Origin of the sequence: Paraburkholderia pallida, from assembly GCF_004524855.1 — a bacterium.
Lineage (GTDB): Bacteria > Pseudomonadota > Gammaproteobacteria > Burkholderiales > Burkholderiaceae > Paraburkholderia > Paraburkholderia oxyphila.
Window position 1 is genome coordinate 401,192 of record NZ_CP038148.1, and the last position, 18,731, is coordinate 419,922.

At 68.1% G+C, this 18,731-nt stretch carries 18 protein-coding genes; 7 read left to right on the top strand and 11 right to left on the bottom strand.

Annotation, left to right across the window (positions count from 1 at the left end; translation table 11 throughout):
• Window positions 1-7: 7 nt before the first annotated feature.
• The 4 genes from E1956_RS01730 to E1956_RS01745 form a co-directional block, all read right to left on the bottom strand.
• Window positions 8-640, bottom strand: a complete 633-nt coding sequence (locus E1956_RS01730) for an ABC-type transport auxiliary lipoprotein family protein (RefSeq protein WP_134746867.1) — start codon at window positions 638-640, stop codon at window positions 8-10.
• Window positions 641-724: 84 nt separating this feature from the next.
• Window positions 725-1,690 (bottom strand): MlaD family protein, encoded by a 966-nt coding sequence (locus tag E1956_RS01735; RefSeq protein ID WP_134746869.1) that lies wholly within the window; start codon window positions 1,688-1,690, stop codon window positions 725-727.
• Window positions 1,691-1,931: 241 nt separating this feature from the next.
• Window positions 1,932-2,813: an ABC transporter ATP-binding protein gene (locus E1956_RS01740; RefSeq protein ID WP_418789239.1), complete on the bottom strand. Its 882-nt coding sequence runs from the start codon at window positions 2,811-2,813 to the stop codon at window positions 1,932-1,934.
• 35 nt (window positions 2,814-2,848) lie between these two features.
• Complete coding sequence (locus E1956_RS01745) at window positions 2,849-3,970, bottom strand: MlaE family ABC transporter permease (protein ID WP_418789240.1); 1,122 nt, start codon at window positions 3,968-3,970, stop codon at window positions 2,849-2,851.
• Window positions 3,971-4,427: 457 nt separating this feature from the next.
• Between E1956_RS01745 and E1956_RS01750 the strand changes: the two genes are divergently transcribed.
• The 3 genes from E1956_RS01750 (at window position 4,428) to E1956_RS01760 (ending at window position 6,614) form a co-directional block, all read left to right on the top strand.
• On the top strand, window positions 4,428-5,348 hold the full coding sequence (locus tag E1956_RS01750) for a biotin--[acetyl-CoA-carboxylase] ligase (RefSeq protein WP_418789241.1): 921 nt from the start codon (window positions 4,428-4,430) through the stop codon (window positions 5,346-5,348).
• The gene (locus tag E1956_RS01755) at window positions 5,345-6,301 is read left to right on the top strand and encodes a type III pantothenate kinase (RefSeq protein WP_134746875.1); all 957 of its coding nucleotides are present in this window, start codon (window positions 5,345-5,347) and stop codon (window positions 6,299-6,301) included. Before E1956_RS01750 ends, E1956_RS01755 begins: the two co-directional genes overlap by 4 nt.
• A 73-nt stretch (window positions 6,302-6,374) precedes the next feature.
• The gene (locus E1956_RS01760; protein WP_134746877.1) at window positions 6,375-6,614 is read left to right on the top strand and encodes a hypothetical protein; all 240 of its coding nucleotides are present in this window, start codon (window positions 6,375-6,377) and stop codon (window positions 6,612-6,614) included.
• Window positions 6,615-6,720: 106 nt separating this feature from the next.
• On the opposite strand, the gene rfaE2 is transcribed toward E1956_RS01760, so the two are convergent.
• The 7 genes from rfaE2 to E1956_RS01795 all read right to left on the bottom strand — a co-directional run bounded on the left by rfaE2 (window position 6,721) and on the right by E1956_RS01795 (window position 14,310).
• On the bottom strand, window positions 6,721-7,206 hold the full coding sequence (gene rfaE2 / locus E1956_RS01765; RefSeq protein WP_134746879.1) for a D-glycero-beta-D-manno-heptose 1-phosphate adenylyltransferase: 486 nt from the start codon (window positions 7,204-7,206) through the stop codon (window positions 6,721-6,723).
• Window positions 7,207-7,352: 146 nt separating this feature from the next.
• Window positions 7,353-8,222: a ferritin family protein gene (locus tag E1956_RS01770; RefSeq protein WP_134746881.1), complete on the bottom strand. Its 870-nt coding sequence runs from the start codon at window positions 8,220-8,222 to the stop codon at window positions 7,353-7,355.
• 487 nt (window positions 8,223-8,709) lie between these two features.
• Window positions 8,710-9,927, bottom strand: coding sequence for a patatin-like phospholipase family protein (locus E1956_RS01775; protein ID WP_134746883.1), 1,218 nt, complete (start codon window positions 9,925-9,927; stop codon window positions 8,710-8,712).
• A 109-nt stretch (window positions 9,928-10,036) separates the two neighbouring features.
• Window positions 10,037-10,774, bottom strand: coding sequence for a PhaM family polyhydroxyalkanoate granule multifunctional regulatory protein (locus tag E1956_RS01780; RefSeq protein WP_134746885.1), 738 nt, complete (start codon window positions 10,772-10,774; stop codon window positions 10,037-10,039).
• Window positions 10,775-11,063: 289 nt separating this feature from the next.
• Complete coding sequence (locus E1956_RS01785; RefSeq protein WP_134746887.1) at window positions 11,064-11,888, bottom strand: enoyl-CoA hydratase/isomerase family protein; 825 nt, start codon at window positions 11,886-11,888, stop codon at window positions 11,064-11,066.
• 58 nt (window positions 11,889-11,946) lie between these two features.
• Window positions 11,947-13,137, bottom strand: coding sequence for an ABC transporter substrate-binding protein (locus tag E1956_RS01790; protein WP_134746889.1), 1,191 nt, complete (start codon window positions 13,135-13,137; stop codon window positions 11,947-11,949).
• A 186-nt stretch (window positions 13,138-13,323) separates the two neighbouring features.
• Window positions 13,324-14,310 (bottom strand): fumarylacetoacetate hydrolase family protein, encoded by a 987-nt coding sequence (locus E1956_RS01795; RefSeq protein WP_134746891.1) that lies wholly within the window; start codon window positions 14,308-14,310, stop codon window positions 13,324-13,326.
• Window positions 14,311-14,392: 82 nt separating this feature from the next.
• On the opposite strand from E1956_RS01795, the gene E1956_RS01800 reads away from it, so the two are divergent.
• From E1956_RS01800 to E1956_RS01815, 4 genes are all read left to right on the top strand, one after another.
• A complete protein-coding gene (locus E1956_RS01800; protein WP_134746893.1) occupies window positions 14,393-15,319 on the top strand; it encodes an IclR family transcriptional regulator in 927 nt (308 codons plus the stop codon).
• Window positions 15,320-15,422: 103 nt separating this feature from the next.
• The gene (locus E1956_RS01805) at window positions 15,423-16,925 is read left to right on the top strand and encodes a DUF3108 domain-containing protein (protein WP_134746895.1); all 1,503 of its coding nucleotides are present in this window, start codon (window positions 15,423-15,425) and stop codon (window positions 16,923-16,925) included.
• Window positions 16,926-17,361: 436 nt separating this feature from the next.
• The gene (locus E1956_RS01810; protein WP_134746897.1) at window positions 17,362-18,189 is read left to right on the top strand and encodes an alpha/beta fold hydrolase; all 828 of its coding nucleotides are present in this window, start codon (window positions 17,362-17,364) and stop codon (window positions 18,187-18,189) included.
• A 162-nt stretch (window positions 18,190-18,351) separates the two neighbouring features.
• Window positions 18,352-18,609 carry a BTH_I0359 family protein gene (locus E1956_RS01815; protein ID WP_134746899.1) on the top strand — a complete coding sequence of 86 codons (258 nt, stop codon included), beginning with the start codon at window positions 18,352-18,354 and terminating at the stop codon, window positions 18,607-18,609.
• Window positions 18,610-18,731: the final 122 nt, after the last annotated feature.

An 18,731-nucleotide genomic window follows, 5' to 3' on the forward strand; every position in this document is an offset into this window, starting at 1 on the left:
GCGTGGCTCAAGGCGTGCCGGCGAACGCCTGCGCGCCCAGCCACGCGCCAATCTGGCCCGCGAAGTCGTCGCTCGCCGCACGCAGCGCCGCTACGCCGCCTGCGGCGTCGGGCGTGCTCGCGGGTGCGCGCGCCACGAAGGAGCGCTGCGCGATGACCTTGCCGCCCTGCATGAGGGTCGCGCGCGCGGCCAGCACGCCGGCGCTTTGCGTTGACGTATCGAAAACCTGCTCGAACTCCGTGAGCTCGACTTTCAGCATCGGCGCCGGCACGGCGTCGGCGCCCGAGAGCACGGTGGCGCGCGCGGCGAGCGCGGTGCGCAGGCGCTGCGTGAGCAGGCGCGCGGGCGACATCGTCCAGCGGCTCTCCGCGTAGCGCCCCGAGCGCTGCGAGTCGCCGTTCAGGCGATAGAGGATGCCGTCGTGGTCGAGCGTCGGGGGCGCGCTCACTTCGAGCACCTTGAGCGGCGGCAGCGACGCCGATGCGCTCGCCGCCTCCTGCTGCGGCCCGAGGTCGTAGCGGATATCGGAGAGCGCGGCGGACCTGCCGGCGCACGCCGCCAGCGAGCCGATGGCGAGCGCCGCAAGCGCGGCGCAGCAGAGCCTCTGGAGCGAGCGTGACGAAGTGGCTTGGCGTGACATTGCGGTTCCTTCCTGCGATTCCTTCCAGTTGATGCGACTCATGCGGCGCTTGGTGCCTACGTTGGTGCCTGGCCGGCAGCGGCGCTACTTCGTGCCCGCGCCGGCGGGCCAGGCGAAGCCCGGCTCGCCCGGCCCCGGCGCGGGCAGCGGCGCGCCGCCGAACAGCAGGCTGCTCGGGCTCGTGCTGAAAGCGCCCGCGGCCTTGTCGACCGAACGCATCGCCGAGCGCACGTCGTCGGTCAGAGAGTCGACGCGCGGCAGCGTGTCGTAGCCCACGCGCGCCGAAAGGTCCTGAATCGACGCATCGATCGAAGTCAGCGCCTGCCCGGCCTGGGCCGCCGCCGTGCCGGCCTTGTTCAGATTGGTCTGGAACGGACCGTCCGGCCGGTTCATGCTCGTGATCAGCTGATTGGTCGATTGCAGCGTCTTCTGCAGTTCGGCGACCGCGCCCGGCAGGCGCTGGGTGGTCGGCTGCAACTGCTGCGCGAGCGCGTTCGCGCTGCTCGCGGCCTGCTGCAGGCTCGACACGGTCGCCATGATCTGCTTGCGGTTCTCCTCGTTCAGCATCTCGTCGACGTCGCCGGCGATGTTGTCGAGCTTGCGCAGCAGCGCATCGCCGCGCCGCTGCAACTGGTCGAGCAGGCCCGGGCGCAGCGGAATCTCGGCCACGTGCTTCTCGGAAGAAGGCAGCGGCGAAAGATCGAGTCCGTTGTCGTCGAGCTGCACGAACGCGATGCCCGTCACGCCCTGCAGTGCGAGCGTGCCGAAGGTGGAGCGCGTCATCGGCGCTTTCTGGTCGACCACCACGCGGATGCGGATCTGCCCCGGGTGGCTCGGATCGAACCGGATCGACTGCACCTTGCCGACGTCGAGCCCGCGATAGCGCACGGCGGCATCGGGGTAGAGCCCCGTCACGTTGCTGCGCGAGATGAGGTCGTACGGCACGCGCACGGTATGGTCGGCGCTGAAGAAGACGACCGCGAACGCGATCACGGCCAGCAGACCGATCGTGAAGGCACCCGCCCAGAACGCATGCGCTTTGTTTTCCATCGTCAGATTCCCTCGTTGGCGGCCACGGATGTGGCCACACGGGCGGCTACGAATGCGGCCACAGGCGCGACCCCGAATGCGGCCGCAAGCGCGGCTGCACGCCCCGCCACAAGCGCGGCCGCAGACGCGGCTACACGCCCGACCACAAGCGCCGACGCAGACGCGGCTACACGCCCGGCCACAAGCGCGGCCGCAGACGCGGCGGCGCGGCGCTCGCGCGCGCAGTCTCGCGTGGCGCGCATCAACACGGCTTCGCGCCCACCGAAGCCGGCGCGAGCGCCGCCGGCGGCAGCTTCGCGCGCCGCTCGGGCGGCAGCGCCTGCAGCGCACGCCGGCCGCGCATGCCCAAAAAATATTCGCGGATGAACGGATCGTCCACGCACGCGGCCTCCTCCACGGGGGCCGCCACCAGCACCTTGCGCTCGGCGAGCACGGCCACGCGCGTGGAGAGCGCGACCATCGCGTCGAGGTCGTGCGTGATCAGCACGACGGTGAGGCCTAGCGCGCGGTGCAGCGTGCTGATGAGCTCCACCACTTCGTCCGACGAGCGCGGGTCGAGCCCGGCGGTAGGCTCGTCGAGAAAGAGCAGCTCCGGCTCCAGCACGATCGCGCGCGCGAGGCCCACGCGCTTGACCATGCCGCCCGAGAGCGCGGCCGGCATCTTCGAGGCGTGCTTGCACGGCAGGCCCACCATCTCGAGCTTGAGCATCACGATGTCGCGCAACAGGTCGCCCGGCACCTTGCCGAGCTCGCGCACCGGCTGCGCGACGTTGTCGAACACCGAGAGCGACGAGAACAGCGCGCCGTGCTGAAACAGCATGCCCGTGCGCGTGCGCATGAGGCGGGCGCGCTCGGGCTCGATCGTCGAGATGTCTTCGCCGAACAGCTTGATCGTGCCCGATGTCGGTTTTTCGAGGCCGAGAATCTGGCGCACGAGCGTGGTCTTGCCCGAGCCCGAGCCGCCCACGATCGTGACAATCTCGCCGCGGCGGATGTCCAGGTTCAGATGCTGATGGACGATGTTGCGCCCATAGCGCTTGCTGAGATTGCGCACTTCGATGATGGGCTCGCCGATGGCGGGCAGCGGCAGGTCCTCGGCCACCTCCTTGAGCGGCGTGGTCAGGGTGCCCGTCGTGGTCATCGTGCCGGTCGTCGTACTCATGACAGCCCCACGTTCTGAAACAGGATGGCGAACACGGCGTCGGCGAGGATCACGATGGTGATGGAGGTCACGACCGAGGTGGTCGTGCCTTCGCCGAGGCTTTGCGAGTTCGCCTTGATGCGAAAGCCGAAGTGACAGCCGACGATCGCTACCAGCATACCGAATGCCACGCCCTTGCCGAGCCCGATCCACAGGTTCGCGATCGGCACCACGCTCGGCAGCGAGCGGATGAAGTACGAGATGTCGATGCCGAGCACGGCCTTGGCCGCGAGCGCGCCGCCCAGCAGCGCGATGATGTCGGTCCACATCACGAGCAGCGGCATGGCCACGCCCAGCGCGATCACGCGCGGCAGGATCAGGCGCAGGCCGTGCGAGATGCCCATAACACGCATCGCGTCGAGCTCTTCGGTCACGCGCATCACGCCGATCTGCGCGGTGATGGCCGAGCCCGAGCGCCCCGCGACCAGGATGGCCGAGAGCACCGGCCCGAGCTCGCGAATCACCGCGAGGCCCAGAATGTTCACGATGAACTGGTTCGCGCCGAACAGCCGCAACTGCTGCGCCGACAAATACGACAGCACGATGCCGATCAGAAACGCGACGAGCGCCGTGATCGGCAGCGCGCGCGTACCTGCGTTATAGACGTTGGCGGAGATCTCCACCCAGGGCGTGACCTTCGGCTTGCGCAGCACGAGCAGCAGATCGAGCATCACGCGGCCGAGCATCGCCAGCCCGCCGTACAGATGGTCGCCAAACGAGAAGATCGCGAGGCCCAGCCGGGTGACGGGATCGACACGCACCACGCGCTCGGCCGGCTCGCGCGCCGAATCGAGCAGCGCGATGCGCTCGAAGATGTCGCGCTGCGTGTCGGAGAGCGCCACCAGGTCGGCGGGCAGCTTGTGGCCCCAGACGCGCCAGAGCGCCTGGCCGCCCACGTGATCCATGCGCTCGACGCGCGAGAGGTCCCATTGGCCGATGCGCTCGTCAACGAGCGCGCGCAGGCGCCGCGCCGCGCCGCCGTTGTCGCGGTCGCGCGCGAGGGCCAGCGCGGTCCATTGACCGGACAGGCGCACGATCTTTCCATGGGTGCCGGCCGCAATTTCGAGGCCGGGCGGCATCTCTTGAGTCAAGGCGGGGCGCTCGGACGGGAGGAATGATCAATCATTGTAACGAACGCGCCCCGTTTCGGCGGTCCGGGCGCGCACCAATTCGTCTGCTGGAGCAAAGCCCAGGTTGCGCCCTGGCGCGCTGTGGATAATTCTGTGGATGACCTGTTGGCAGCCTGTGGGCGCGCTGTGGAATGCGTAAGCCCCGAATACGGATCGGCGCAATGCCGTCTGCATCCGCCATGCTGGCGCCTGTGGATGATTCCGTGGATAACCTGTGGGCCAGCTGTGGGTTAGCTGTGAATTGCCTAAAGAACAGGCAAAATTTGGACGACTTCCGCGCAAGCGCCACCCCGGAGAGCCCATCGAAAAAACCGGGGAGCCACGCGGAACGGACAGGCTCCACGCCGATGGCAGCACGCGGCGGCCTGCCGATTTGCGCCCGTCAGCGCCAGTGGCAGCCACTACAATACGAGACATGAATACTCCTACCCCAGATACCCCGAGCGCCGACGACTGGCGCATCGACCGCGCGCGCGCGGTGACGCTGTTCGGCCCGGCCGCGCACGACTGGCCCATCGAGATCGTCGAGGAAACCGGCTCGACCAACGCCGACCTGATGGCGCACCTGAAGGCATTGCCGCATCGCGCCGACGCCCTCGCGCGTCCGATCGTGCGCGTGGCCTATCTGCAGACCGCGGGCCGCGGCCGGCGCGGGCGCAGCTGGATCGCCCAGCCCGGCGACGCGCTGCTGTTCTCCATCGGCTGCGTGCTGCCGCGCCCGGTCGAGGGGCTTGCGGGCTTGAGCCTCGCCGTTGGCTCGGCGCTCGTGGACGGGCTGCGCACGCTGCCCGTGGCCGCGCCCGGCCAGATCGCGCTCAAGTGGCCCAACGACGTGCTGCTCGAAGGCGACAAGCTGGTGGGGATCCTGGTGGAGAGCGCGTGGAGCACGGCCGACGCCTCGGCGGTGGTGATCGGCATCGGCACGAATGTGCGCCATCCGGAAGCGCTCGCCGCGAAGGTCGAGGCGCTCAACGCCGACCCGGCGAATCAACAGGCGGCGCCCGTGCCCGGTACGGCACCCACCGCGCTCTCGCGCGTGTGGCCCGCCGCCAATCTCACCGACGTGCTGGCCGCCGAGCTCAATGCGCTCGAAGGCGCGCTGCAGCGCTTCGGCACGGCGGGCTTCGCGCCGTTCCAGGCGCGCTGGAACGCGTGCCACGCCTACGCGGGTCGCGAAGTCGCGCTCTATGAACAAGGCGCCGAGCTGCTGCGCGGCGTGGCCGTGGGGGTGGACGAGCGCGGCCAGTTGCTCCTCGACACCGCGAGCGGCCGCGAGGCCGTCACGACCGGCGACATCTCGCTGCGGCTCGCAGGCAACGGCGCATGAGCCACACGAGCAGCGCCCAGCGCGCTTGCCCGCCGCCGTTTCTGCTGATCGACGCCGGCAATAGCCGGATCAAGTGGGCGCTCGTGGCCGCCGATGGCACGCGTTTGCACGCCGGCGCGTCGAGCCACGACACCGCCCCAGGCAACGCGGCGCCCGACACGGCCGCCGCGATCCCCCCCGCTGCTGCCGCACGCGACTTCGCCGACTGGTCGGCGCTGCCCGTGCCCGGCAGCGCATGGATCTCGAACGTCGCGGGCGCGGCCGTGGCGCAGCGCATCGACGCCGCGCTCGACGCCCACTGGCCCGGCCTCGCGCGCTCGGTGATCCGCGCGAGCCGGCAGCAATGCGGCGTGACGAACGGCTATACGACCCCCGACGCACTCGGCAGCGACCGCTGGGCCGGCATGATCGGCGCGCGCGCGGCGTTTCCGGACGAGCCGCTGCTCATCGCCACGTTCGGCACCGCGACGACGCTGGAGGCGCTGCGCGCCGACGGCACCTTCGTGGGCGGCCTGATCGCACCGGGCTGGACGCTCATGATGCGCTCGCTCGGCGAGCATACGGCGCAGTTGCCCGTGCTCGACGCGCAGCACGCGCGCGGCCTGATCGGCACGGCGCACGGCGAACGCAATGCCGGGCAAGACGCGGAATCGACGATGGGAACGGCGCTGGGAACGATGGTGGGAACCGCGGCGGAATCGGCGGGAGCGTTGGGATTAGGCCCGCTCTTTGCCACCGACACGAAGCGCTCGATCTCGACGGGCTGCGCGCTCGCCCAGGCGGGACTGATCGAGCGCGCGTGGGCCGATTTGCAAGATGCGTGGAAAATGCCGGTGCGGCTGGTGGTGAGCGGCGGTGCAGCCGCCGAAGTGACAGCGGCGCTGAAGGTGCCGCATACTCGCCACGACGCATTGGTGCTCGCGGGCCTCGCACTGATCGCGACGCAATCCTGAGCGCGCCTTGGGCGCGTGCCGCCGCACGGCGCGGCGGCGAACCTCACGAACGATATCGACGGAGTCTCACACGATGCTGCGCGGGCTGATCGCCATCCTGATTCTCGCCAACCTGCTCGCCTTCGGGGCGATCCGCGGCCTGTTCGGCCCCGCTCCCCTGACGGGCACGAACGGGCACAAGCAACTGAACCGGCAGATCCATCCGGAAGGCCTCATGGTGCGGCCGATCAAACCCTCGGAGTCCGTGGACGTGCCCGTGGTGGGCGGCCCGGTCGCCGATCCGGCCATTCAGGCCTCTACGCTCGCGCAGTAATAGCGGCAGGCCGCGCGAGCGTTGCGAGTTGCGCGGCGCGTGCGCGACGCCTGAACGCTCGATTGCCGCGCGGGTCGAGCGCAGCGCTCCGGGTCGAAGAAACCGCTCAGCCCTGCTGGTCGCGCACCTTCTGCAGCAGCTTCGTGGTCGAGCGATCGTGCTCGAACGCGATCGCGAGCGCGCGGCCGCCCCAGCTGCGCACGAGCGCCGACTCGGGCAACGCATCCATGTCGTAGTCGCCGCCCTTCACGAGAATGTCCGGGCGCACGGCCTCGATCAGCTCGATCGGCGTGCGCTCCCCGAACTGCACCACCCAGTCCACGCTTTCGAGCGCCGCCAGCAGCGCCATGCGGTCGTTCTCGTTGTTGATCGGACGATCGTCGCCCTTGCCGAGCATCTTCACCGAAGCGTCGCTGTTCACGCCGACGATCAACGTCGCGCCCAGCGCCTTCGCGTCGGCGAGATAGGTGACATGCCCGCGATGCAGGATGTCGAAGACACCGTTGGTGAACACCACCGGGCCGCTCAGCGAGGCGCGCCGTTGCGCGAGCGCTTCGCGGGTCGTGATCTTGCGTTCGAAGGAAGCGGGCATGGAATGAGGCTCGAGTGAATCGCGGCGGACGGTGTCGTCGGAAGCGCCGCCGATGAAAAAACAGCCCGTCACGCGCGAGCGCTCCGGGCCGTCGGGTTCGCCTCAGCGCCGCGAGGGGCGCGAGACGAACGAGCGGTGGACGGGCATCAGGCCGGCTGCTGCGCGCCCTGTTCGCCCTGCAGACGCTGCACCACTTCCTTGCGGTAGCGGTTGAGCTCCTGCGCGGTGGTGAAGGTGCGCTCGAACAGGATCGACAAGTTGTGCAGAATGCGCTCGACCACCTTCTTTTCCCAGCCGTCGTCGAAGCGGATCTGCTCGTCGAGCCAGCGCTCGAGCCATTCCGGATCGGGCAGGCGCGACTGCACGGTGTCGCGCGGGAACAGCGCCTGGTTCACGTGCAGGTTCGTGGGGTGCAGCGGCTTCTCGGTGCGGCGCGCCGAGGCCATCAGCACGCCGATCTTCGCGAACGCCGCGCGCGCGCCGTCGCCGAAATTGTTGAGCGCCTTCTTCATGTAGCGCAGATACGCGCCGCCGTGACGGGCCTCATCGCGCGAGATGGTTTCGTAGATGGCCTTGATGACCGGCTCCGTGTGCCATTCGGCCGCGCGGCGATACCAGTGGTTCAGGCGGATCTCGCCGCAGAAGTGCAGCATGAGCGTCTCGAGCGGCGGCGCCGGATCGAACGTGAAGCGCACGGCGTGCAGCTCTTCCTCGGTGGGCACGAGCTCCGGCTTGAAGCGGCGCAGGTACTCCATCAGCACGAGCGAGTGCTTCTGCTCCTCGAAGAACCACACGCTCATGAACGCGGAGAAGTCGCTGTCATGATGGTTGTCGCGCAGGAACATCTCCGTGGCCGGCAACGCGGACCATTCGGTGATGGCGTTCATCTTGATGGTCTGAGCCTGCTCGTCGGTGAGGAGCGACGCATCGAACTTGTCCCAGGGAATATCCTTTTCCATATCCCATCGGACCGATTCGAGCGATTTGTAAAGTTCCGGATAAAGCATCGTGTTCATAGTCCCGCCCCTGTTCTGCGCATGACGACTTGTATCGTGCTGCCCGCGGCCGCGTCGGTTTGACATCTCTCTACGGCACACAGGCGAAAACATTTAATTTTACGCGGTAACCGGCCGCCCGGACGCAATTACACCCCCGCTAAACAGATTACTTCCTGTCGAGCGGCAATCTGCAATGCCGGATTGGAGGCGCCGTTGTGGATTCTGGGTAGTTGCACCATGCCTTGAATCCGGCTGCCGGATAATTCGCGGGATTCCGCCCGCGTCGTTTGGCCGCCCGTCCGCCCCGTTCACGCGAGGCGCGGCGGCCCCGACGGACCGTTCGGCGAGCATCGCGTCAAGCTGCGGCAGATTGCCGCAGCTTGCAGCCAAACCGCCGCTCGGCCGCCTCACCCGCGCCCGCCGCTGGCCCGCCCGCGTTGACGCGTCCGAGCCTCCGACAGCGGGCGGTCGGAAAAACCTTACACGATGATAGCACGCCGATCTTTCAGTTCCGGCGCGCTTCCGGGTGCCCGTGCGCCACGCCGGAAGGCTCGTCCGACGGTTGTTTGAGCCATTCCAGAAGCAGCTCGCGTTGAGCCAGCGTGTCGCGGTAACCGAGTTCGACCAGCTCGCGGGTAAAAGCGCTCTCGAACAGCAGATAGCTCGCAAATGCCGCACCCGACGCGCGATTGCCGCCCACCGCCCCCAGCAGCGTGCGCACCGAGAGCGGCAGCTGCTGCAAATGACGGGCGGCGATCAGCTCGATGCGCTCGCTCGGCCCGATCGCGAGCACGTCGATATGGCGCCAGCCGCTTTCCGGCTCGACGGTGTGCGGCAGGTGCAACACCATGCGGTTCACGTGCTCGATGCGCTCGATGTCGGCGCCGAGCGCGTCGAGAAACACGCTCGCGAGCACCTGCTGGCCGATCTGCGCGAGCGTCGGATAGACGTCGATGTCGGGGCGCGCGGCCGGCACCTCGGGCGCGCTCGCGTTCGCGCCGATCACGACGATGCGCTCCGCGCCGAAGTGGATGGCCGGCGAAAGCGGCGCGATCTGCCGGATCGAGCCATCGCCGAAATATTCGTGATGGCCGTCGAGCTCGAGGCGCACGGCGGGAAACACATAGGGAATCGCCGCCGAAGCGAGCAGATGCGCGGGCGTGAGCGCGACCATCCGTGCCGTACGCTGCGCGCGGCGCCACGCGCTGATGGGCTCGCTCGCCTGATAGAAGGTCAGATGCCGCCCCGACGAATAGCTGAGCGCGGTCACGGAGAGCGCGTGCAGCAGGCGCTCGTCGAGCATCTGCTCGATGCGGTGGAAGTTGAGCGTGCCTTCGAGGAAACGGGCGAGCGGCGCGTTGTCGAACAGCGTGCGCGGCGTGCGCCGCGCCGCGAGCCCGAACGTGGCCCAGCCGAATGCGAGCGCGGCGAGCCAGCGCGCCCCCGCCGCCGCGACGCCGGGCAAGTCGGTGCGATAGACCTGGCCGGCGCTCAGATTGGACCAGATGTCGACGAGGCGCTGCGCGCCGTGCAGAAAGTGGTCGGCATGACTGGCGATCGAGGTGGCGTTGATCGCGCCCGCCGAGGTGCCGCAGATCACCGTGAACGGCATCGCGCGCCGCGCCGGCTCGGCCTGCCCGGCGAGTTCCGCGAGCGCGCGCAGCGCGCCGGCCTGGTAGGCCGCGCGTGCGCCGCCGCCCATCATCACGAGCGCAAGTCTCATGACGCCGACACTCCCCGTGTGCTGCGTCCCGCAGGACGGATTTGCCTTCGACTACCTTTAACCGTTGGCGCCGACCGCTGATCGACGCCCCTCGCCAGCAGCCCCGGCGCTACTCGGGCTGCGCCGACGAGCGCTTCGCGCTGCGCGCAGCCGGCTTGCCGCCCGCACCGCCGCCGTTCGCGCCACCGCTGCCGCCGCTGCGCTTCGCCGCCGGCTTCGCGCGCGGCGCAGCCGCTTCGGCCGCGGCCTGCGCCGCCTCGGTCGCCGCCTCGGCCGCCGCCTCGGCCGCCGCCTCGGCCGCCGCCGCGGGCTGAACCATCGCGAACTGCGCGAGCTGATTGAACTGCGACTGCAGCAGGTTCCACCACGCCGAGGCGTCGAAACCGGCCGGCGCTCCCGCTGCGGCATCGGCCGCTTCCGCCGATGCGGCGCCTGCTTGCGCGCGTGCGTCGCGCGGCTCGGGTTCCGGCGCACTCTGCGTGCTCGACGGACTGATCGACTGCGCGAACGCGCCGAACGCGCGCAAGGTGGAGAGCGTCGCGCGCTGCACTTCGAGCGCCTGGATCGCCGACTGCAGCATGCTCAGGTTCAGCTTGAGCCACTGCTCGACGGCACGCAGATCGGTGATGCGCTTGTCGAGCTCCTCGATATTGGTGAGCGGCGTCATCATGTCGGACATCATCGAAAGCGACGGCCCGAGTCCCTGCCCCGCGCCCGGCTCGCTGCCGGGAAACGCGCTGCCGAACGGCGTGAGGCGCATCATCCCCCACATGCGGTCGAGCATCTCGGCGGGCGGAAAGCCGGGAAAGCCCGGGAACGGCGGCACGGTGCCTGCTGAATCGGTCATGCGGATTCTCCCTCGCAAAGTGGGTCGGCCACGCTGAGCGGCCGGCTGGATCGCCGGCTACCCGGATCAGGCGGGCCTCAGGATTTGGCTTGCGCCGGCTTGCGGCTCGCAGCGACATGGCGTGTGCCGCTGCAGGCCGCGCGCACAAAAGCGCAGATGATTACGCTTCGATCATACCGCGCGGGCCGAGCCACCGGGCGCGCGAAGTTCAGGGCTCGCGCACACAGCCAAAGCGCGGCGCGCATGCGGTTGCCGGCGCGCTCGAGCAACGCGCGCCGCCACGGACCCGTTAGAACGGATCGCCGCCCGGAAATTCCGGCGCGCGCCGCTCGCGCAGCGACTTCACGCCCTCATGCACGTCGGGCCCGGCAAAGCCCATGAATTCGAGCGCGAGCGAGGTATCGAAATTCGGCCCCGCCTGGCGCAGCCAGTTGTTGAGCGCGTACTTGGTCCAGCGCAGCGCGGTCTGCGAGCCGTTGGCGAGGCGCTTCGCGACTTCGAACGCCTTGGGCAGCAAGTCGTTCTCGTCCACCGCGAGCGAGACGAGGCCGATGCGCTCGGCCTCCTCGCCGCTCACCGGCTCGCACAGCAGCAGGTAGTACTTCGCCTTCGCCATGCCGCACAGGAGCGGCCAGACGATCGCCGCGTGGTCGCCCGCCGCGACGCCCAGGCGCGTGTGCCCGTCGATGATGCGCGCCGACTTCGCCGCGATCGAGATATCGGCGAGCAGGCCCGCCACGAGCCCCGCGCCCACCGCCGGGCCGTGCATCGCCGAAACGATGGGCTTGCTGCAGTTGATCACGTTGTAGACGAGGTCGCGCGCCTCGCGCCAGACGCGCGCGCGCACGTCGAAGTGCGTGGCCATGTCCTCGACGAGCGCAAGATCGCCGCCCGCCGAAAAGCCCTTGCCCTCGCCGCGGATTACCGCGACGCGCGCGTCGGGGTCGCGGTCCACGTCGCGCCAGATTTCGGCAAGCTCGCGGTGCATATTGGCGTCGGCCGTGGCGAGGCCGCTCTTGTTCGCGCCCTCGCCGCTCATCACGATCTCGACGATGCCGTGCTCGTGCCGCCGCACGCGCAGCGCGTCATAGTGGGCGTAAAAAGGATCGTTCATGGGCGGCTCCTAAATTGCTTCGGATTGCAGAATCATTGGGCGGTACATCAAGGAAACATCAATGCGGCTGGTAAACCCATTTGCCGTCCTGGATCTCGACCATCACGCGTGCACGCGCGTCGAGCCCCAGGTGGTCCGTGGCACTCATGTTGACGATGCCGTTGGTGGTGTGCAGCCCGCGCGTCGATTCGATGGCATCGCGCAGCGCGTGACGAAACTCCTTCGTGCCCGGCGCCGCCGACTGGAGCGCAATGGGAATCGCGCTGCCGAGCAACAGGCCCGCGTCCCACGTATAGGCGCCGAACGCCGAAACGGAACCGGCGCCGTAACGTGCTTCGTAGCGCGAAATATAGTCGAGCGCGAGGCGCCGCTCCGGCTCGCCGTCGGGCAGCTGCGAGGCCACGAGCACGGGACTCGCGGGCAGGAAGGTGCCGTTGCAGTCGGCGCCGCACACGCGCAGGAAGTCGCGGTTGCCCACGCCGTGGTTGTGATAGATGAGGCCCTTGTAGCCGCGCTCCTTGAGCGCCTTGGGCGGCAGCGCGGCGGGCGTCCCGGCCGCGCCCACCACGACGGCGTCGGGATTCGCGGCGACGATCTTCAGCGCCTGCCCCGTCACGCTCGGATCAGTGCGATTGAAGCGCTCGCTCGCGACGATCTTGATGCCGCGCGCCTGCGCGGCCTTGGCGACTTCGGCGTAGAAGGCCTCGCCGAGCGCGTCGGCCTGGCCGATATAGGCGATGGTCTTCACGTTGTGCGCGGCCGCGTGCTCGGCGATCGCGCTGGCCATCATCGCGTCGGTCTGCGGCGTCTTGAACATCCAGTGGCGTTTGTCGTCCACGGGCTCGATGATCTTCGCCGACGACGCCAGCGAGATCGTGGGCGTCTCGCCCTGCGCGACCACGTCGAGCATCGCGAGCGTGTTGGGTGTGATCGACGAGCCAATGATGGCGTCCACGTGCTGCTCGTCGATCAGCTTTCTCGTGTCCTGCACTGCCTGGGTGGTATCGGAGGCGTCGTCGAGCACGATGTACTGCACCTGTTGGCCCGCGATCTGCGTAGGGAACATCGCCGCGGTGTCGCGTGCCGGAATGCCGAGCGACGCGGCCGGGCCGGTGAGCGAAAGCACGAGGCCGATCTTGATTTGTGCGAGGGCGAAAGTGGGCGCCAGGATGCCGGCAAGTGCCGCACACGGGGCGGCCGCTCTGGATGCGAGCGAGCAGGCAAAACGACGTGGGCGAAAGGGCTTCACGGTGTCTCCAGACTATTGGTATGTCGAGCGTATTCTGCGTACGGCTTCGATGCGGTCCGTGTACTGCCCATGATGCGCGGACCGCCTGCGCGCGGCGTGAGCGCTTGAAGGCGCCACGCGCACGCGCGTTCGCCAGTGTAGCCGCACGCGGCGCATGCGGCATCCGGCGAAACCCTCTCGGATGGCTCAGCTGGCGCCGGGCGCCACAGCCTGATCGATCGCGCCGAAGATCGAGTGGCCGGCTTCGTCGAGCATCTCGATCTTCACGCTGTCGCCGAACTTCATGAACTCGGTGCGGGCCTCGCCGTGCTCGATCGTCTCGAGGCAGCGCTTCTCGGCGATGCAGCAGTAGCCGCGCTTCGCATCCTTGTTCGAGACCGTGCCCGACCCGACGATCGCGCCGGCGCGCAGGTTGCGCGTCTTCGCCGCGTGCGCAATCAGCTGGCCGAAGTGGAACACCATGTCGGTGCCCGCGTCGGGCTGGCCGACCTTCTTGCCGTTCCAGTACACGAGCATCGGCAGGTGCACGCGCCCTTCGCGCCAGTGCTCGCCGAGTTCGTCGGGCGTCACGACGACGGGCGCGAACGACGTGGCCGGCTTGCTCTGGAAGAAGCCGAAGCCCTTCGCGAGCTCGGCGGGAATGAGGTTGCGCAGCGAGACATCGTTCGCGAGCGTGATGAGGCGCACGGCCTTGAGCGCGTCCTCGGCGCTCGCGCCCATCGGCACGTCGCCGGTGATGACGGCGACTTCGGCCTCGAAGTCGATGCCCCAGGCCTCCGATGCGCAGACGATGTCGTCGGTCGGGCCGATGAAGTCGTCGCTGCCGCCCTGGTACATGAGCGGGTCGGTCCAGAACTCGGGCGGCATGGGCGCGCCGCGCGCGCGCCGCACGAGCTCGACGTGATTCACATACGAGGAGCCGTCCGCCCACTGATAGGCGCGCGGCAGCGGCGCCATGCACGCGCTGGCGTCGAAGCTGAAGGCGTTGCGCGCGCGGCCATAGTTGAGCGTCTCGTAGAGATCGAGCAGTTGCGGCGCGTAGAAGCGCCAGTCGTCGAGCACGCGCTGCAGCGTGGGCGCGATCGCGTCGGCCATGGCGGCACTGCGCAGGTCGCGGGAAACGACGATCAGCTGACCGTCGCGGGTGCCGTCCTTCAGCGTGGCGAGTTTCATGTAGTGAGACGTGGATGACGATAGAGGAAATGTATTCTACGATGGTGAATCGAAATCCGAACGCCAGGACCCGCACGACTCCATGCCGCCTTCCCGATCCGCCCGCTCCGCCACTACACCGGCCGCACTGTCCGCGGCTGCCGCCCGCGACGCCGAGGACGCCGCCGACCTCGATGACGCCCACGAGAGCGGCGACACCGGCGAGAGTAGCGACAGCGGCGAAGAAAAGCTGCGCTCGGGCATCCAGTCGATCGAAGTGGGCTTCCGGCTGCTCGAAGTGCTGACCAATGAGCCGCGCGCGATGATGCTGCGCGACCTCGCGCAGCGCGCCGGCATGAGCCCGGCCAAGGCGCACCGCTATCTCGTGAGCTTCATGCGTCTCGGCATGGTCGCGCAGGACGCGCTCTCGGGCCGCTATGAGCTCGGCGGCTTCGCGTTGCAGCTCGGGCTCGCGCGCCTCGCGCGCGTGGACGGCGTGAAGCTCGCGCGCATCGCGCTTGCCGAGCTGCGCGACGCGCTCGACATCACCGTGGGCATCGCCGTCTGGGGCAATCAGGGGCCGACCGTCGTGCACTGGATGGAATCGAGCCATCCGGCCAAGGCTTCGCTCAAGCTCGGCGACGTCATGCCGATGCTCAGCTCCGCCACGGGCCTGCTGTTCGCCGCTTACCTGCCGCGCAGCAAGACCGGGCCGATGATCGAGCGCGAGCTTGGCAGCGCGCAGCACTATTCCTCGGGCTCGACGCCGCGGACCGCCGAGGAACTCGAGCGCGCGCTCTCCGAGGTCCGCGAGCATGGCGCCGCGCGCGTGGAAGGCATGCTGCTGGCAACCATCCACGCGTTCTGCACGCCCGTCTTCGATGCGACAGGCGACCTCGCGCTCGGACTCATCGCGCTCGGCCACGAAGGCGCATTCGATATCGCCTGGAACGGCGCCGTCGATTGCGCGCTGCGCGCGTGCGCACAGAAACTCTCCTATGAATTGGGGTACAGCCCTGTTGAACGCTGACGCGTCACGGCAGTCGAGGCTTTCTGCAGGCAAGGCGCGTGTCGTGTCACAGTAACGGTCTCCCACGCGCAAGCGCCTTCGCTTTAAGTCTTATTTGAGCCCGATGTCCACTTCCGCCGCCGACCACCAGGCCGATCGTGCCCGCCTCGCGCCACCGCGCCGCTCGCGCGCGTGGCGCTGGGTGGCCGTGTTCGTCGCGGTGAGCGCGCTGCACTGGGTCGCGGCGGAATGGTTCGCGCGTCATCACGGCGCGCCGCCGCCGCTCGCTCAGGTGCGCGTGCCCGTGCAGGTGGCGCTGCTCAAGCCCGAGCGCATCGAGCAGCAGGCGCGGCCCGCTGCGAGCGCGCCGGCAAAATCAAAGCCCGCGGCACCCGCGCGGCCAAAGCGCGCGACGAGCGCGCCGCACACGCTGCAGGCCGTGGCGCCGCCCGCGCCGCATCCCAAGGCCCCCGCTGCGCCTGAAGCAGCGCAGGCCGCATCGAGTCCTTCTACTGAAACTGCGTCGGCAAGCACCGCGAATGGTGCAAGCGGCACAACGGCCGCTGCCGCGCCCGGCAACGGCAGCCATCCGTCCGCACAGGCCCAGCAAGCCTCGCATGGCGTGAAATTCTCCGTGCCGCCTTCGGGCGAGCTCCAGTACGACACCTTCTTCAACGGCGCGCGCAATCAGCCTGGCACGATCCACTGGAAGAGCGACGGCAAGCGCTACGAGATGGTGGTGTCGATACCGCTGCCCTTCGTCGGCACGTTCAGCTGGACGAGCCGCGGCCACGTGGATGCCTTCGGCCTCGCGCCCGAGCAGTACATCGAAAAACGCGGCCGTCGCCCCGAAGACTTCACGATCTTCAATCGCAATGAGAAGCAGATCGTTTTCACGCGCACGCCCAACTCGCTCGCGTTGCCCGATGGTGCCCAGGACCGCTTCAGCATGGTGATGCAGCTCGCGAGCCTCGTGCGCGGCGACCCCGATGCCTACAAGCCCGGCGTCACGCGCGAGTTCTACGTGGCCGACAACGACAGCGGCGAGACCTGGCCCATCACCACCATCGGCGACGAAACTGTGAGCACGGATCACGGCTACGTCACGGCGCGCCACTTCATGCGGTTGCCGCGCCACGCAGGCGACAAGCGCCGCATCGACGTGTGGCTCGCGCCCTCGCTCGGCTGGCTGCCGGTACGGCTCGTGCAGACCGAGCCGAACGGCACCGAGGTCGAACTGCTGTGGCGCGGCGCGCTCAGCGTGCCGACTGCGTCGAACGATATGAGCGATGCGGCACCGGGCGCGAGCGGTGCTGCGAATGGTGCTGCGAGCGGTGGCGCGAACGGCGCTGCAAATGGTGGCGCGAACGGCGCAGCGAACGATACGGCACAGGGCACGCCCAATAACGCCATGACGTCCTCGCCGGCACCGCTCGAAGCGGCGCCGGCCCCCACAAGCGCAGCACCGGCCGATGGCAATGGCGGCATGCCGCCAGCGGCATCGCCGTCCGCAACGCCTTCGCCCACGTCGCCATCGTCGGCACAATCGACACAGTCATCGGCACCTCAAATGGAGCCGCAACCGGCGCAGCCAACGCCTGCCGCCGACACGCCGATGCATCCCTGAGCGCCCTGGCGCACACACGCCCACAACAACAAAGTCGCCCACGCGCGACGATGGCGGCCCTTCTCCCTACACGTTTGCGTGAAATGGCGCATACTCAAAATCATCGAAGCGCCGCGCATCGAACACACTTGAAGGCGGCGATGCACCATTCTTCGAAGCGGGACGGAACACCCGTGGCAACACGCTGCAGGCGGCAAAGAACGAAACAACGAATCCACTGAGGAAAAGCTTCGAACGAATCCGCTGATGCGCCCGCCACGAGACACCGCGCGCAGACAGCCCGGCAGCACATGACGATGCAACACGGATAGCGCCACGAACGTCGCGCGCCGGCACTCACGGCCCCTTCGGGCGTGCCGTTTGCGATGCAGGAACGACGTTCACGCAGGAACTCGCAATCGCCTGGACTCCCGACCCCAAGGTCAAGGAGGAACGCATGCAAGCGACTGTCAACGGCATCGATACGCGCTACGTCTTCGAAGACCGCAGCGGCGGCCCCGTGTTGACGTTCATCCATCAACTCGGCGGCGACCTCACCGTATGGGACACCCTCGCGGGACATTTCCGGCATCGCTATAGCGTGCTGCGCTACGACGTGCGCGGTCATGGCGCGAGCGCCGTCTCGCGCGTCGCGTTCGGCCTTCGCGATCTCGCCGCCGATCTCGCCGCGCTACTCGACGCGCAAGGCATCGACCAGACGCATCTCGTCGGCATGTCGATGGGCGGCATGATCGCGCAACAGTTCGCACTCGACCATGCAACGCCCGACACGACATCCGGTACTGCAGCAGGCACGCACTCGCGCGCGCGCTCGCTCACGCTGTGCGATACCGCGAGCCGCACGGCGCCCGACGCTCGCGCGACCTGGAACGAACGCGCCGAACTGGTACGCCGCGAAGGTCTCGCGGCACTCGCCGATACGACACTGGCGCGCTGGTTGACCGCTGGCTTCCGTCTTACGCATCGCGATACCGCCGCACAAATATGTGACGTTTTATTACGGACGCCTGCGGAAGGTTACGCACGCGCATGCGAAGCGCTGCGCGATTTCGACGTTCACGAACAACTCGCGCAGTTGCGCGTGCCGACGCTCGCCGTGGCTGGACGCCACGACAGCGGCACGCCGCCCGCGCTGACCGAGGCGCTGGCGCAAGCGATCCCCGGCGCACGCTTTGAATTACTCGATGCCGCACATCTGGCCCCGGTAGAGGAATCTCACAGTTTCGCGGCCCTGCTTGAAACGTTTCTTGGGCAGCATGTCTAAATGTTGCACCCGGTTTGTTGCACCCTGAAAAAAGGAGAAAAACGGAAATAGGGAAGGCAGTCGGAAAAAGAGGTGATGTGGGACCCACCCCTTGAATTCCCGAACGAACGCTCCATGTATCGATACAAGCAGTGAGGGAGCACAGGAAAAAGGAGTGTCGCCATGCAAATGATCTACAACAGTCCCAACTATTGCGTCGTCGAGTTTCCCCCGCAGGATGGCCACGTCGCCATGCGCTCGGGAGGCTACGAGATCGTCGATAAAAATGCGCGGCGTGAAATTTTCATCGACGGCGCGATGGCGGCACGTTTTCGCGAAGACGTGCAGAAGTTGATGGATGAAGAACAGTCGCTGGACGAGGTGGATGAATTCCTCGGACAGTTCGACAGCCTCATGCAGCAACCCGTAGTGCTCCACTGACGCTGCCCGGCTCACGTTGCAGCGCAAGGAGCCACGCAAGCAGCACCTCACCGTCAAACAGGCAACACCCCACTCAGGGAACCCCGTCCGGCCACAAGCCGCGCGGGGTTTTCATTTTGCGG

Bases quoted from the DNA above. Each gene is read 5' to 3' on its own strand.
- rfaE2 (WP_134746879.1), bottom strand. From the start codon at position 7,206: ATGCCCGCTTCCTTCGAACGCAAGATCACGACCCGCGAAGCGCTCGCG.
- E1956_RS01800 (WP_134746893.1), top strand. From the start codon at position 14,393: ATGCCGCCTTCCCGATCCGCCCGCTCCGCCACTACACCGGCCGCACTG.
- E1956_RS01730 (WP_134746867.1), bottom strand. From the start codon at position 640: ATGTCACGCCAAGCCACTTCGTCACGCTCGCTCCAGAGGCTCTGCTGC.
- E1956_RS01775 (WP_134746883.1), bottom strand. From the start codon at position 9,927: ATGAGACTTGCGCTCGTGATGATGGGCGGCGGCGCACGCGCGGCCTAC.
- E1956_RS01810 (WP_134746897.1), top strand. From the start codon at position 17,362: ATGCAAGCGACTGTCAACGGCATCGATACGCGCTACGTCTTCGAAGAC.
- E1956_RS01805 (WP_134746895.1), top strand. From the start codon at position 15,423: ATGTCCACTTCCGCCGCCGACCACCAGGCCGATCGTGCCCGCCTCGCG.
- E1956_RS01815 (WP_134746899.1), top strand. From the start codon at position 18,352: ATGCAAATGATCTACAACAGTCCCAACTATTGCGTCGTCGAGTTTCCC.
- E1956_RS01770 (WP_134746881.1), bottom strand. From the start codon at position 8,222: ATGAACACGATGCTTTATCCGGAACTTTACAAATCGCTCGAATCGGTC.
- E1956_RS01745 (WP_418789240.1), bottom strand. From the start codon at position 3,970: ATGCCGCCCGGCCTCGAAATTGCGGCCGGCACCCATGGAAAGATCGTG.
- E1956_RS01760 (WP_134746877.1), top strand. From the start codon at position 6,375: ATGCTGCGCGGGCTGATCGCCATCCTGATTCTCGCCAACCTGCTCGCC.
- E1956_RS01785 (WP_134746887.1), bottom strand. From the start codon at position 11,888: ATGAACGATCCTTTTTACGCCCACTATGACGCGCTGCGCGTGCGGCGG.
- E1956_RS01735 (WP_134746869.1), bottom strand. From the start codon at position 1,690: ATGGAAAACAAAGCGCATGCGTTCTGGGCGGGTGCCTTCACGATCGGT.
- E1956_RS01795 (WP_134746891.1), bottom strand. From the start codon at position 14,310: ATGAAACTCGCCACGCTGAAGGACGGCACCCGCGACGGTCAGCTGATC.
- E1956_RS01755 (WP_134746875.1), top strand. From the start codon at position 5,345: ATGAGCCACACGAGCAGCGCCCAGCGCGCTTGCCCGCCGCCGTTTCTG.
- E1956_RS01780 (WP_134746885.1), bottom strand. From the start codon at position 10,774: ATGACCGATTCAGCAGGCACCGTGCCGCCGTTCCCGGGCTTTCCCGGC.